This is a genomic window from Streptomyces sp. W1SF4 (assembly GCF_003950035.1).
GTDB lineage: Bacteria > Actinomycetota > Actinomycetes > Streptomycetales > Streptomycetaceae > Streptomyces > Streptomyces racemochromogenes.
Genome location: NZ_CP034351.1, coordinates 235377 through 247496, shown reverse-complemented (window position 1 = coordinate 247496; position 12120 = coordinate 235377). Strand labels below are relative to the sequence as shown.

At 70.3% G+C, this 12120-nt stretch carries 15 protein-coding genes; 5 read left to right on the top strand and 10 right to left on the bottom strand.

What is annotated here, in order from left to right:
• Positions 1-109: 109 nt before the first annotated feature.
• Both D1J60_RS35000 and D1J60_RS34990 read right to left on the bottom strand, forming a co-directional pair.
• Positions 110-562 (bottom strand): hypothetical protein, encoded by a 453-nt coding sequence (locus tag D1J60_RS35000; protein ID WP_125824544.1) that lies wholly within the window; start codon positions 560-562, stop codon positions 110-112.
• Between the two features lie 423 nt (positions 563-985).
• Positions 986-1981, bottom strand: a complete 996-nt coding sequence (locus tag D1J60_RS34990) for a YafY family protein (RefSeq protein WP_125824543.1) — start codon at positions 1979-1981, stop codon at positions 986-988.
• 94 nt (positions 1982-2075) lie between these two features.
• On the opposite strand from D1J60_RS34990, the gene D1J60_RS34985 reads away from it, so the two are divergent.
• The 3 genes from D1J60_RS34985 (at position 2076) to D1J60_RS34975 (ending at position 3541) form a co-directional block, all read left to right on the top strand.
• Complete coding sequence (locus D1J60_RS34985; protein WP_125824542.1) at positions 2076-2474, top strand: VOC family protein; 399 nt, start codon at positions 2076-2078, stop codon at positions 2472-2474.
• Between the two features lie 120 nt (positions 2475-2594).
• Positions 2595-3170 carry a S1 RNA-binding domain-containing protein gene (locus D1J60_RS34980; RefSeq protein ID WP_125824541.1) on the top strand — a complete coding sequence of 192 codons (576 nt, stop codon included), beginning with the start codon at positions 2595-2597 and terminating at the stop codon, positions 3168-3170.
• Positions 3171-3361: 191 nt separating this feature from the next.
• The gene (locus D1J60_RS34975) at positions 3362-3541 is read left to right on the top strand and encodes a hypothetical protein (RefSeq protein ID WP_125824540.1); all 180 of its coding nucleotides are present in this window, start codon (positions 3362-3364) and stop codon (positions 3539-3541) included.
• 72 nt (positions 3542-3613) lie between these two features.
• On the opposite strand, the gene D1J60_RS34970 is transcribed toward D1J60_RS34975, so the two are convergent.
• From D1J60_RS34970 to D1J60_RS34960, 3 genes are read right to left on the bottom strand one after another with little or no spacing between them, the layout of a single operon-like run.
• The gene (locus D1J60_RS34970) at positions 3614-4492 is read right to left on the bottom strand and encodes a zeta toxin family protein (RefSeq protein ID WP_125824539.1); all 879 of its coding nucleotides are present in this window, start codon (positions 4490-4492) and stop codon (positions 3614-3616) included.
• The gene (locus D1J60_RS34965) at positions 4489-4818 is read right to left on the bottom strand and encodes a hypothetical protein (protein WP_125824538.1); all 330 of its coding nucleotides are present in this window, start codon (positions 4816-4818) and stop codon (positions 4489-4491) included. The genes D1J60_RS34970 and D1J60_RS34965 overlap by 4 nt, the downstream gene beginning before the upstream one ends.
• Before the next feature lie 42 nt (positions 4819-4860).
• Positions 4861-5496: a DUF6000 family protein gene (locus D1J60_RS34960; RefSeq protein ID WP_125824537.1), complete on the bottom strand. Its 636-nt coding sequence runs from the start codon at positions 5494-5496 to the stop codon at positions 4861-4863.
• Between the two features lie 193 nt (positions 5497-5689).
• On the opposite strand from D1J60_RS34960, the gene D1J60_RS34955 reads away from it, so the two are divergent.
• Complete coding sequence (locus tag D1J60_RS34955) at positions 5690-5965, top strand: hypothetical protein (protein WP_125824536.1); 276 nt, start codon at positions 5690-5692, stop codon at positions 5963-5965.
• 5 nt (positions 5966-5970) lie between these two features.
• Here D1J60_RS34955 and D1J60_RS34950 read toward each other — a convergent pair whose 3' ends face one another.
• The gene (locus D1J60_RS34950; protein WP_125824535.1) at positions 5971-6696 is read right to left on the bottom strand and encodes an SDR family NAD(P)-dependent oxidoreductase; all 726 of its coding nucleotides are present in this window, start codon (positions 6694-6696) and stop codon (positions 5971-5973) included.
• A 105-nt stretch (positions 6697-6801) separates the two neighbouring features.
• Here D1J60_RS34950 and D1J60_RS34945 point away from each other — a divergent pair, with 105 nt between their 5' ends.
• A complete protein-coding gene (locus D1J60_RS34945; RefSeq protein WP_125824534.1) occupies positions 6802-7659 on the top strand; it encodes a LysR family transcriptional regulator in 858 nt (285 codons plus the stop codon).
• Positions 7660-7689: 30 nt separating this feature from the next.
• Here the strand turns inward: D1J60_RS34945 and leuE are convergent, their stop codons facing one another.
• The 4 genes from leuE to D1J60_RS34920 all read right to left on the bottom strand — a co-directional run bounded on the left by leuE (position 7690) and on the right by D1J60_RS34920 (position 12071).
• Complete coding sequence (leuE, locus tag D1J60_RS34940) at positions 7690-8364, bottom strand: leucine efflux protein LeuE (protein ID WP_125601364.1); 675 nt, start codon at positions 8362-8364, stop codon at positions 7690-7692.
• Between the two features lie 20 nt (positions 8365-8384).
• The gene (locus D1J60_RS34935) at positions 8385-9881 is read right to left on the bottom strand and encodes a radical SAM protein (protein WP_125824533.1); all 1497 of its coding nucleotides are present in this window, start codon (positions 9879-9881) and stop codon (positions 8385-8387) included.
• 361 nt (positions 9882-10242) lie between these two features.
• On the bottom strand, positions 10243-10668 hold the full coding sequence (locus D1J60_RS34925; RefSeq protein WP_206436693.1) for an XRE family transcriptional regulator: 426 nt from the start codon (positions 10666-10668) through the stop codon (positions 10243-10245).
• 707 nt (positions 10669-11375) lie between these two features.
• Entirely contained in the window at positions 11376-12071 is a 696-nt protein-coding gene (locus tag D1J60_RS34920; RefSeq protein ID WP_125824531.1) for an RES family NAD+ phosphorylase, read from the bottom strand.
• Between the last annotated feature and the right edge of the window lie 49 nt (positions 12072-12120).

Sequence of the window (12120 nt, the reverse complement as noted above, 5' to 3'; positions counted from 1 at the left end):
GGCCGTCGTCATGAGGACACAGCGATGGCCGGAGACGGTCGCGGCCACGGAGCACCGGTCCGGGGGAGTACCGGTCCGGGCGACTTTTGTCCGCGGACAAAAGTCGGGGTCACTCGCCGGTGGCCAGTACCTCCCGGGCGCGCAGCACGAAGGCCTCGCAGGCATGTTCCGCGACCTCGCCTCGGGCGAGCATGTCGTCCCTGTCCGAGGCGAAGAAGATCTCCCGGGTCTTCACCTGGATCTCCGCGGCCTGCTCGGCGAGCCGCTGCGCCTGCCGCCCGGTCGCGACGAGGCGGAGCCGGAAGAGGCTGCTGCGGACCTCGACGTAGAGCCGGTACGACTCCGCCCGCGCGGCGAGGGCCGTCTCGGAGCCGGGGGGTGCCTGCTGGCTGGTCCAACGGTCGTACTGGGCCCGCCGGTACTCCTCGGCCAGGGCCGCGAAATCGGCGCAGGCGTCGAGGAGGCGCTGGTGGCTTCGCTCGCGCTCGGCACGCTTCGTCGCGCGGGCCGTGCTCTTCTCCTGGTAGCGGTGCGCGATGACGGCACCGAGCAGAGTCCCCAAGACGGCGATGGCAGCCGCGATGATCCCCGACACCTCACCAGCTCACCACCTGAGGCCCACATCGGACAGAGTGCGAATCGGCCAACCCCCTTGCCGGCGGGAGCCTTGTCCAGCCGGCCCGGGGCCGAGGATGCTGGGGCGATGCCAGGACAACGGAAGAGAAGGCGCCAGCGCCAGGAAGAGGCGAAGCGGGTTGCCGCGCGGTTCGCACCCGGTGCGGGCCGATGGGTCGTGCTCTTCGAGAGCGAGGACGCCTCGGAGTTCCAGGACCACGTCAGGCGACTCCGAGAATCGGATCCGGAGATCGACTGGAGCGCCGTGCGGGTGGACACCTGGTGCGGGCGTCTGAGCCACCCGACCACGTACCGGCTGAGCCGGTTCGTACCCGAACCTGGCCGTCCCTGCTTGGAACAGATGGCGGCGTCAGACGTGGCGGGCAGAAGCTTTGAGCCGGTCGGCGAGCGCGATGACGAGGTCTCGTAGTTCGTCCGGTCGCTCGATGACGAACGGACGGTCGAGCGAGGCGAGCACGGGTGGCAACCAGTCGAGCCGCTCTGCTCTCAGTTCGACGCGGAGCCAACGCTCGGCGTGCGGATCTGCGGCTTCCGCCTCCGCAGGGACGAGTTCCTCCACGCTCGCGACGCTGGTGGGCAGTCGGGTGCGGATCTGCTCGACCGTCCCGTGGATCCGCAGGGTCACCTCGTGCCGGTAGGCGGCCTTGGCGAGCCCTGACAGGACGCGCTGTGCCGGATCGAGGCCGGCGGGCGGCTCGAATGAGCCCGGCAGGGCCCGCGCGTCCGCGATGCGATCGAGCCGGAACGTCCGGTCCTGGCCGATGGCGGGGTCGGTGCCCGTGACGTACCACCGGCCCTCATGGGTGACGATCCCGTACGGGTGCAGCGTGCGTTCGCTTCGACGGCCGTCTCGGGCGGTGTACCTGATCGAGATCGGGCGGCGGTGGCGTACCGCATCGGCGATGGCGAGCAGGACCCCTGTCTCCGGGGTGGCCATCTCGCCGGGCGCAGCCGTGAAGGCGATGGATTCCAGGACGGCGTCGAGACGACGGGCCAGACGTTCGGGCAGCGCCCGGCGGATCTTGGCCGTCGCCGTCTCGCCCGCGGTGTCAGTCGCCGCCGGCAACCCCGTCCTGCGGCCGGCGACGAGACCGATCAGCACGGCGAGCGCCTCGTCGTCGTTGAGCATGAGCGGAGGCAGCCGGTAGCCGGGGGCGAGACGGTACCCGCCGTAGCGGCCGCGGACCGCCTCGACCGGGATGTCGAGGTCGACCAGGTGGTCGACGTACCGCCGCACGGTGCGTACGTCGACGCCGAGCCGGTCGGCTAGTTCGGTCGTCGTTCTGATGCCGCCCGACTGCAGGAGTTCCAGGAGGGTCAGCACGCGGCTGGTGGGTCTAGCCATGTCCGTGAGCCTAGCGTTGATACCGGACTGATTCTGTCCTCTTTCTGCTCTAGCGTCCGAGGGGCAACGGCTTCACCAGCTTGAGGAGAGCACCATGGACTTCGTCTCGATCCGGATCATCACCAGCGACGTCGCGCGCCTCGTCGACTTCTACGAGGGAGCCACCGGGGTGCGGGCGGACTGGTTCACCGAGGACTTCGCCGAACTGCGGACCCCGAGCGCGACCCTCGCGATCGGCAGCACCCGCACGGTGGCACTGTTCGCTCCAGGCTCTGCCCGTCCGGCCGACAACAACAGCGTGATCATCGAGTTCCTCGTCGCCGACGTGGACGGCGTGTACCGGAACCTGGGCGATTCCGTCGCCGACTTCGTGACCGAGCCCACCACGTTGCCCTGGGGGAACCGGTCGCTCCTGCTCCGTGACCCCGACGGCAACCTCGTCAACTTCTTCACCCCGGTCACGCCGGTGGCCATGGAGAAGTTCGCTCGCTGACGCCCGCCGGCTCCCCGACTTTTGTCCGCGGACAAAAGTCGGGGAGCCGGCGGGCGTCGAGCCGGTCGTAGGTGGCCCCGCCGTTCAAGGTCCGTGACAGGGGTCATAGGGTGGCGGGCCATGGACATCGCAGAGACACCGGGGCTCTGGGAGTTCCTCAGCTCCCTCGAACTCGGCGAGCGCATCGCGGGACGCGTCGCCTCCATCGAGTCCTTCGGGGTGTTCGTGGCCCTCGACGACGGGCCCGCCCACCCGGTCTACCCGGGCGTCGGGTTCATCTCGTACGCCGAGCTGGCCTGGCAACGCTTCGACGCGGCCACGGAGATCGTCCGGGTGGGGCAGCGCGTCGAGTGCGAGTTCCTCCAGTTCGACACCTGGAACGGGGAGGCCCGGCTGTCCCTGAAGGCCACGCAGCCGGACCCGTTCCAGATCTTCGCCGACGACACCAGCGTCGGGCAGACCCTGCCGGGCCGGGTCACCAAGCTGGCCCCCGTCGGCGCCTTCGTCGAGGTCGCCAAGGGCATCGAGGGACTGGTTCCCCTGCTGGAGCTCGCCTGGACACCGGTCGAGGCCCCGGAGGAGATCGTCCGGGTCGGGGACCGGTTCCGGGTCGTCGTCACCGAAGTGGACCGGCAACACCGCCGACTCGCCCTCTCCCGACGACGGGCCCTGCCGCGCCGGCACCTGGCGGGCTGACCGGGCGCCCACTCCCGACCGACTTTTGTCCGCGGACAAAAGTCGGGCCTCTTGTGGGTCCGGGTGGGGCTGTGCCCGGGTAGGCGATGGGGCGCGGGACTGACTTTTGTCCGCGGACAAAAGTCTGGAGCGGCGTCCCCGGCGGAGTGACGGTGACGGGGTGAGGAGCCGTCCGGACCGGGGGAGTGGTGATGACCGAACGCGACACCCTGCTGCACGAACTCGCCCGGGCCCCAGCCCGATGGCACAGGGCATCGCGGTTCCGCGCCAGCGCCGTCACCGAAGACGGGCCGGAGGCCGTCCGCCGTTCCGGCCTGTGCCCGACGCACACGCCGACGGTCCTGATCGCCGGCGGCTCGGAGGGCCGATAGCCGACGGCGGCGACGGAGAACGCCGCCCGGGCGCGGTCGACGTCGTCGCGCCTGACGGGGTTCGGTAGAGGCTCAGCTGCCGCCGAAAGACGATGCGGTCGCCTGCTGTTCGATGCGGGCGAGGCGCTCGGGCCATTCCGGTCCGAGGCCGCCCAGGGCCTCGCGGAGGCGCTGCTGTGCGGCGACGAAGGCCGTGCTTTCCGCCGCGGTCCACGGACGGTTTCGTTCCGCTTCGATGGCCCGACGGAGGGATGGCGGGACGGTCCAGGTGGCTTCGGAGCTCGTGTTGCTGTAGCGGGGACTGCTCTCTCCGTGCCGGTAGACGGTCGCCAGGTCCACCAGCCCGCCCGCGTCGATCCGGTCGGCCAGGTCGAGCACGCCACGGTACGACTCGTCCGCGTTGGCCTGCACGGTGAGCCGGCCCTGTCCACGGTCGGCCAGCTGCTCCGCGTACCGGGCGGCGATGCCCTGGTTGCTCATGGCCTGAGGAACGCCGATGAACAGCGCCTCCAGGCGTGCGCCGGCCCGCCGGTAGGCCAGCATCTTGCCCTCCACGGCCGAGGCGTCCTGGGAGGTCTCCTGGACGATCGCGTGCAGCTTGTGCGCGCGGACGTACGCCTCGGCCCGCGCCATCCACGCACGGCCGTCGGCCCGGGTGCAGGCGGCCATGAGGGTGTCGTCCCGGGCCATGAGGGCGGCGTAGGCGGGGTGGTAGGGCTTGTAGAGGTCGCTGTCGACGTCGACGAAGCCGCCGTGCCGGTTGAGGACGTGCGCCAGCGTCTCGGTGATGCGGCTTTTGCCGGCGCCGGGCTGGCCGACCACGAAGACCACGGTGGGGGTCTGGCGGGGTGCGGCACGTTCCAGCAGGTGGGGGACGATGCGCTCGTCGAAGATCCGCCGGTTCTCCTGGGGGGACAACCGGTGGCGTTCGACCTCACCGGAGTCGATCACGCGTGGCCGTCCAGGACCTCGCGGGCCAGCCGCGCGTAGTGCCTGCGTGCCGTGGCGATCTGGTGGGGGTCGCCCGGTCGCAGGCCCTCGCGCTCCCGGGCCAGCCGGAACTGGGCGGCATGCGCACGGCCGATCACGCCTTGATCGGGCTCGGCCTTGCCCTCCTCGGCGGCGATCAGCGCGCTGTACGCGCCGACGGCGCCGTTCACCGCCTCGACGGCGGCTTCGTAGGCCGCCGTCTCCTCGCCCGACCAGTCGTACGGCTCGAGTTGGTGGGTGACGGAGATGCCGTTCTCGGCGTCGGCGTCGGCGTCGGCGTCGGACATCGTTCGTTCTCCCTCTTCGTGGGTGCGTGGTGCGTGGGTGCGTTATGGGCGGGTCCAGCCGTTGGCGAAGTCGCACCAGAGGCCGACCCAGCGGAGCGGGCCGCCCGGGTCGTCGACTGGTTGGGCGTAGGCCGGGCCGCGGGCCCGGGCCCAGCGGTACCAGAGGCCGTCCGGACGCGTGAAGCGCCCGGCGTGGTCGGTGCCGAGGCGGGCGTCCAGGTGAAGGAGGGCACCGAGGGCTGCGCCCTGGTCGTAGTCGAGGCCGGTCTGCGGCAGGTAGCGGTCCAGGTACGCCGTGAGGATGCCGGCGTCCGCCGCGGTGCCGAAGCGCGCCAGGGCGAAACAGTAGCCACTGCCCGCGTAGCAGACCTCGCTGTCCAGGAGCAGGGTGCCGATGCGCTCGCGGAACGAGGTGCGCCGGCCCACGCCGATCAGCCAGGCGGCGGTGACCCGCGGCCGCCAGCCGCGCTCGAGGAGGGTCTCCAGGTCGGCGTCGGTGATGGCGGCCGCGTCCTCGATCAAGCCGCGGGCGAAGGGCTCCCGGTGGGGCCATTGCGGGCGCAGGCAGCGCCAGTTGCCGAGTTCGAGGTAGCGGGGGCAGCCGGAGTGCATCGCCAACATGTAGCGGTCGATCACGCGCCGACGGTACTCGGCGTCCTGGGGCGGATGGTTGGGCATGCTGAGCCTCGCCTCCCGGTCCGGGGCGGCTCCCTGCGTGGCGCCGTGGGTTCGATGCTCGCAGGGCGTTGGGCGGTCGGCACCTGGATTACGGGTGGTCTGCCAACGGCGGGGCCGGGAGTACGGGTTCAGCCCGTTGGACGTCGAGGCGTGGACGGTGCGGGTCGGGCGGAGACGATGGCACCGTTGAGCCGTGACATGGAGCGAAGCCGAGTATCTGGACTGCCTCGAAGCCGAACGCCGCGGCTACGCCTGGGTGATGGAGCACCACGGCGGACTGACCCCGAAGGAGGCGGAGGAGGCCGCACGGGAGTGGTACCGGTACGAACCGGCGGGGGATCCGTACCGGGGGCTGGTATTCCACGACGAGGCCTGGCACTGGGCGATGCTGGCGATCCACGGCGACCGGTACACCGTGGAGCACCCCGAGCTGGCCCATCCCTCAACCGCCTATCGGGCCCTTGAGTAGTCGGGTTACCAGGGCACGGTTCCGCCGTCGTCGAAGAATCCGCCGCTCGGTCCGTCGTCGGGCAGGGTGGCGAGGCGGATCGCGATCGCCGCGCCCTGGCGGGGGGTGCGGAAGCCCTGGAAGTCGTTGAGGTCGGTGGCGGTGAAGCCGGGGCAGCCGGCGTTGATCAGGATGCCGGTGTCGCCCAGCTCCCTGGCGTATTGGACGGTCAAGGCGTTGAGGAAGGTCTTGGACACCGAGTACGCGGCGGATACCGGTCCCGTATCGATGCCGGGCGTGGTCTGCAGGGTGAGCGAGCCGACGCTGCTGGACATGTTCACGATCCGCGGTGATGCCGAGGCGCGCAGCATGGGCAGCATCGCGTTGGTGACGCGGATGACCCCGATCACGTTGGTTTCCACGACGGCCCGTACGGTCGCGGGATCGACCGTGGTGGGCATCTGCGGCATGCCCCCGGTGATCGCGGCGTTGTTGACCAGGACGTCGAGCCCGCCGACGCGGTCGGCGATCAGCTCGGCCGCGGCGGCCGCACTCGCGTCGTCCGCCACGTCGAGCGGAACGCCGAACGCGTCCGTCCCCGCCGCGCAAAGCTTCTCCACCGCGGTGTCGCGGCGTTGACGGTCCCGGGCGCCCACGCCGATGCGCCAGCCGAGGGAGCCCAGGCCCGCCGCGATCTCGTATCCGATTCCCTTGTTCGCCCCGGTCACCAGTGCGATCTTCTGTTCACTCATACCGCCAAGCGTCGTGCGGACTCGGGTGGGACGTCCAAGACCGACTGGGTGCACGGTGATACCTCACGGATATCGGTCCAGGTGAGCGCCGGATACGATGACGCCGTGGAGACGCGGGAGCTGCGCTATTTCGTCGCCGTCGCAGAGGAGTTGCACTTCGGGCGGGCGGCGCAGCGGCTCGCCATGGCGCAACCACCGCTGTCGCGGGCGATCCGGCAGCTCGAACGGCGGCTCGGAGTGGACCTGCTGCACCGCACCGCTCGCGCGGTCGCCCTGACCGAGCCGGGGAGGGTGCTCCTGCGGGAGGCCCGGGCCGCGCTCGACGCGGTCGAAGCCGCCGAGCGCCGCACCCGCCGCGCAGCTGCCGGCACGCCCGGGGTGGTGCTGGCCACGAAGGCCGGAGGGGCCGGCGAACTGCTGTCGAAGCTGCTGGACGCCTACGCCGCCGAGCCCGGTGCGGTCGCCGTCGACGTGATGCTGTGCGGGCCCGGCGAGCAGGAGGGGCTGCTGCGCGACGGGCGTGCCGACGTCGCCCTGCTCCACCGGCCCTTCGACACGACGGCCGGACTCGACACCGAGGAGCTGCATACCGAACAGCAGGTCCTGGTCCTGCCCGCCGGGCACCCCTCGGCCAACCGACCCCGTATGTCGATGGCCGAGGTCACCTCCCTGACGGACCTACCCCTGCCACGCTGGCCCCGACGCGACGGGGGATATCCGGACGGACCCGGCCCGCAGGTCCGCGACCACACCCAGCTGCTCCAGCTGATCGCGCTCGGACGGGCCTGCGCGCTCGTCCCCGAGTCCCTCCGGAGCCACCTGCGCGACGGTCACGCGACGGTACCGGTCCCGGACGCACCGGCCGTCACGACCGTCATCGCCTGGCCCCCGCACAGCAGGTCGCAAGCCGTCGCCGACCTCGTCCGCACCGCGACACGCCTCTGGCCGACGGCACCGGCGTGAGGCCGGAGACCGGAGACCGGATACTGACGTTCAGTTGCCCGTCGTGGCCAGTTTCGCCGCGAAGCCGAGGAACAGGGCTCCCGCCCCGGTCGTGAGGCCCGCCGACAGCTTTCGGCGGCGGCGGAACTGAGAGGCGAGGTACGTACCGCTGAAGATCAGCACGGTGACGTACGCGATGCTGATGGCCTGGTAGACGACGGCCAGCAACGCGAAGGACAGCCCCGGGTACGCGTACCCGGGATCGACGAACTGGACGAAGAACGACAGGAAGAACAAGATCGCCTTCGGGTTGAGGACGGTGATCACCAGTGAGCGGCGGAAGAGTCTGCCGTTCGGGGGCGGGGTGGCGTCGGCCGTCCCCGTGGCTGTCGCTGTGGCTGCCTTCGCGGTGTCGTCGTCACGGCGTCGCCACATCGCCCACGCCGCCCGGATCATGCCCACCGCGATCCAGGTCAGGTAGCCGGCGCCCGCGTACTTCACCACGGCGAACACAAGCTCGTTGGCCTGGAGCAGCGAAGCCAGCCCGGCGGCCGTCGCCACCATCAGCAGGGTCTCGCCCAGGAACATCCCGGCCGCGGCGCGATACCCGGCCCTGACCCCCAGCCGCGCGGCGACCGACAGGGTGAACAGGGAACTCGGCCCCGGCAGCAGAATGATCAGCAGCGCCCCCAGGGCATAGGTCAGCAGGTTCTGCACTCCCAGCATTCCGGCACCTTTCCCGGCGGCTATCCGACGTTGTTTCCCGTGCGCACGTTGTGCGCGCTCACCATCTCGTCGACCTCGCTGATCCGCTCCAGCGCGTACTTCTCGCTGATGTGCGTGAAGTTGTCCGCCCAGAACGCGCCCAGCTCGTCGATGTCGAGGAGGTCCTGGTCGCCGAACCTGGCGGACATCTCCTCGCGGTCGTCCCGCGTCACGGTGATGCCCAGGGCGGTCAGGTACCGGTCGATCTCCCCGCTGTCCTTGAAGAAGTTCGGCCGCTCGTAGTCGACCAGAAGATCCCACGCCGGGCTGTTCGGCAACGGAATAAACCGGGAGAACTCCACCGAGGAGAGCTCGACCTCGCCCAGCATCTGCCGGATCCCGGCGATGGTGCGGTCCAGCGTCTCCGGCCGCTCTCCCGGAGCGCCGGCGATGTACGAGGCGTGGACCGAGATGCCGGCCTTGTTGAGCATGCGGATGGCTTCGAGGTTCGTCTCGCCGGTCGTCTTGTTCTTCCGCTGGGCTTCGAGCATCTCGGGGTCGGCGGCGTCCAGTCCGATGTTGGCGCGGGTGACGCCGAGCCGCCGCAGCTTGTCGACGTTGTTGCGCTTGGTCAGCCCCAGGGCGCGCGCGTAGACCATGACCTGCAGCTCGCCGTCGTCGATGCGGCGCTTCAGGTGCGGCGGGGTGGAGTCGATGAGGGCGTCAACGTAGCGGGGGCTGGCCGTGAAGCTGTCGTAGACCTCGAAGAAGAGGTTGATGCCGTGCTCGCGGTTGTACTGGTCGATCGTCTTCCAGAAGCCGCGGGGATCGCCGGTGTTGACGGTCAGGTCCGCGATGGAGCAGTAGGTGCAGCGCTTGTGGCCGTTCTCGCAGCCGCGCGCGTTGTTCACCGTCACCGGTCGCACCTGGTGGCCGTGGAGGTGGCCGAACTGGGCGCGGTAGTTCTCGGCGTAGACGTCGAGCACGTCGTCGATGAAGGTGAGGTCGGGAATCGTGTTGCGCAGGGAGAGCGCGTATTTCGGGGCCGGATTGACGCGGATCGCGCCGTCGTGCCGGTAGGCGAGCGAGGAGACCTCGGATAAGGGGCGGTCGCCCTCGAGTAACGCGCGGATCAGCTCCAGGAAGGGGATCTCGCCGCCGTCGTTGGCTATGACGTAGTCGATCTGCGGCCGGTTGCGGAGGATCATCTCCGGGAAGAAGATCGCGTGGTCGTCGCCGAGGACGACCCGGGCTCCGCACGCCTTGGCCGTGTCGGCGATCTTCAGGGCCTCGGAGTAGGTGGGTGTCAGCGCGCTGATGCCGACGACATCGGGCTCGAAGTCCCGGACGGCACGCTGGACGGTCTCCGTGTTGCTGATGCCGCCGTCGACGACCCGGATCTCGACGCGGTCGCCCAGGGCCTCTCGGGTCGCGGTGGCGAGCTGGACGATGCCGATGTGGGGGTAGCAGGCGTAGTTCGAGGCGTTCCGGTTGTCCGTGGGGTTGGGGGCGTTCGCGAGCAGGAGCTTCAACGTCATGCCATCACCTGTGCGGGGGAGCGAAGCGGAACGAACGGCCGGCGGAGGCACGTCCGTACGGATCATGAAGATTCGCACAGGTGATTTGCGTGTACCAGGCATCAATCGGTCACCGGGGAATTGAAACCGGACATCCTGCTTCCGGTCGGGTGTCCGGATTCCGGGCCGAGCCGCCCGGCGCTGCGGGTCAGTGGAGGGGGCGCGTTCGTCCACGTGGTGGGGTGGGGGGCCCAGGAAGAGGTGGGACGGGGCCGGGCCGTGGGGGCCTGGTTCCGGAGAGTGGCGGTGGGGGCGCCGTGGGATCGCTTCGTCCATGACGTGCGGACCCACTGTGCCGTTACCTCGGCACGGCCGGACGGGGTCAGCCGCCGTCGACGTACGCGCGGGCCGCCACCATCACGTCGCGCCGCCGGCCGTCGGCGATGCACTGGGCCGGGGCCTCGTCCTCCAGTTGCGGGTTCATGCCGATCATCCAGGCGCGGGCCGTGTGGAGGCTTTCGGCGTCGTGGATGAGCCGGAAGACCTGGAGGGCGGCGCGCAGGCGCTCCTCGGCCTCGGGGCGCGGTTCGGCGGCGCCCGAGGCCCACTTGCCGACCTGCTTGGGGTCGCTGATGCCGGCGATCCGCGCGGTCAGCCGCTGTCCGAGGTTCTCCTGCAGGAAGCGGGCGATCTCGCTGATGCCCATGCGTACGGAGTCCGCGTGGGCGCGTTCGGCGCTGGCGGCGCTCTTCGGTACGGCGACGGCGACTGCGACGGCGGAAGGGGACGTGGTGGTGTCAGAAGGCATGATGGGTCTCCCTCGTTGCCCTGACTGCGCGCCCGCTCGGCGGCGGGTCGCGGTGCTCGGGCGACGGGCGTAGGTGGGTGCGCGCGCGGGACCCGGCTGTCGCGTACTGCCGTGAGGGCAGACGCAGAGGATGCTCGGTCTCGGCGAGCTGCGAACGCTTCGTGCTGTGTTCCCGACCCGCCGGGAAGCGTCTACCAGGGCGGGCGGGGCGGGCCGGCCGGCTAGCGGTCGGCGTTCACCATCGATGTATTCCGGTCCACGGGGATCCGGCACACGGGTGACTGGGACACGGGAGGAGGCCCGGGAGCGCGACGCTCGTGCCGGGCGGTGGTGGTGCTGCCGTGCTGGGCGACGCGAGCCCGATGCGTAACGGGGCCTTGACGGCGCAGCCGGTGGCACTCATGCGATCCCCCACATGCTCCAAGTCGGTCGGTGTACTGGCTACGTTACCCATTATCACCTTCCAACTCCACCTCTTAGGCGAAGTCCGTTGGGGTGCGGACGAGGGGGCAAGTTGTCTGTTTGGGACGTGAGTTCGTCGCTGAGCTGGGGTGATGGGCACCGACCTGGGGATGGTCGGTGGCCCTGAGGGGGAGGGGAGCCGGGTTGATTTCGTCCTTTCGGACGATGTGGACGTGGCGGTTTTCAGGTGGGTTTCTGGGTTGGTTTGGGGGTGGGTTTTCGGGGTTCGGCTGCTGTCGGCCGCGTCAGAGCATCGTCAGGCCGTACTCGTCCGCCACCCGGAGCAGGGCGTCCGACTGGGGGGAGATGTAGGTGGACTCCTCCTGCGTCAGCTCCACGTCGTTGAACACCGCCCAGCACTGGCGCATGCCGAAGCGGGAGCGGTAGGCGATGCCGTGGATGAGGCGCTCCTGCCTCCCGGGGCCGGTGCGCTGGGTGATGGCCCAGGCCGAGATCTGCCGGGTGATGCGGCGGTTGAAACCCTGGATGTGCTCCGTGGTGAGCCGGTCCACGCCCTGTTCCGCCAGCTTGCCCCGGAGTTCGCGCGAGAGCGTCGCGAGCGTCCGCTCGTCGTCCACGTCGAGGAAGCGGGCCTCCCGGGGAGGGCGCAGGCGCACCAGGATGTGGCTGGTGGTCCACTCCCGGGTCATCTTGCCGGGGGTCATGAAGGCCGGCTCCGGCCAGTCGTCCGCGATGACCTCCCGCATGGCGGGGTGCACGCGGAAGGGGGCTAAGGCCTCGGCGAAGCAGCCGTCGTGCTCGGAGGCGCAGTAGAGGGTGCCGTAACTGACCAGGCTCCAGCGGTTTCCGCCCGTCTGTGCGTGGTCCTCCTGGCTGATCGTTTCGTACTTGACCGGCTCCTTGTACTTTCCCAGGCGCCAGATGCCGTTCGCCGGCGCGGGGACGAGGGCGACGTCCGGCTGTGCGGTGTCCGGGCTCATACGGCCGCTCCTTGCTCCGGCCGCCCCTCCACGGGTCGCCGGCCGGTGA

Excerpts from the sequence above, each read along its gene's own strand:
- D1J60_RS34990 (WP_125824543.1), bottom strand. The coding sequence starts at position 1,981 with ATGGCTAGACCCACCAGCCGCGTGCTGACCCTCCTGGAACTCCTGCAG.
- D1J60_RS34985 (WP_125824542.1), top strand. The coding sequence starts at position 2,076 with ATGGACTTCGTCTCGATCCGGATCATCACCAGCGACGTCGCGCGCCTC.
- D1J60_RS34965 (WP_125824538.1), bottom strand. The coding sequence starts at position 4,818 with ATGTCCGACGCCGACGCCGACGCCGACGCCGAGAACGGCATCTCCGTC.
- D1J60_RS34950 (WP_125824535.1), bottom strand. The coding sequence starts at position 6,696 with ATGAGTGAACAGAAGATCGCACTGGTGACCGGGGCGAACAAGGGAATC.
- D1J60_RS34925 (WP_206436693.1), bottom strand. The coding sequence starts at position 10,668 with ATGCCTTCTGACACCACCACGTCCCCTTCCGCCGTCGCAGTCGCCGTC.
- leuE (WP_125601364.1), bottom strand. The coding sequence starts at position 8,364 with ATGCTGGGAGTGCAGAACCTGCTGACCTATGCCCTGGGGGCGCTGCTG.
- D1J60_RS34980 (WP_125824541.1), top strand. The coding sequence starts at position 2,595 with ATGGACATCGCAGAGACACCGGGGCTCTGGGAGTTCCTCAGCTCCCTC.
- D1J60_RS34920 (WP_125824531.1), bottom strand. The coding sequence starts at position 12,071 with ATGAGCCCGGACACCGCACAGCCGGACGTCGCCCTCGTCCCCGCGCCG.
- D1J60_RS34975 (WP_125824540.1), top strand. The coding sequence starts at position 3,362 with ATGACCGAACGCGACACCCTGCTGCACGAACTCGCCCGGGCCCCAGCC.
- D1J60_RS34935 (WP_125824533.1), bottom strand. The coding sequence starts at position 9,881 with ATGACGTTGAAGCTCCTGCTCGCGAACGCCCCCAACCCCACGGACAAC.
- D1J60_RS34960 (WP_125824537.1), bottom strand. The coding sequence starts at position 5,496 with ATGCCCAACCATCCGCCCCAGGACGCCGAGTACCGTCGGCGCGTGATC.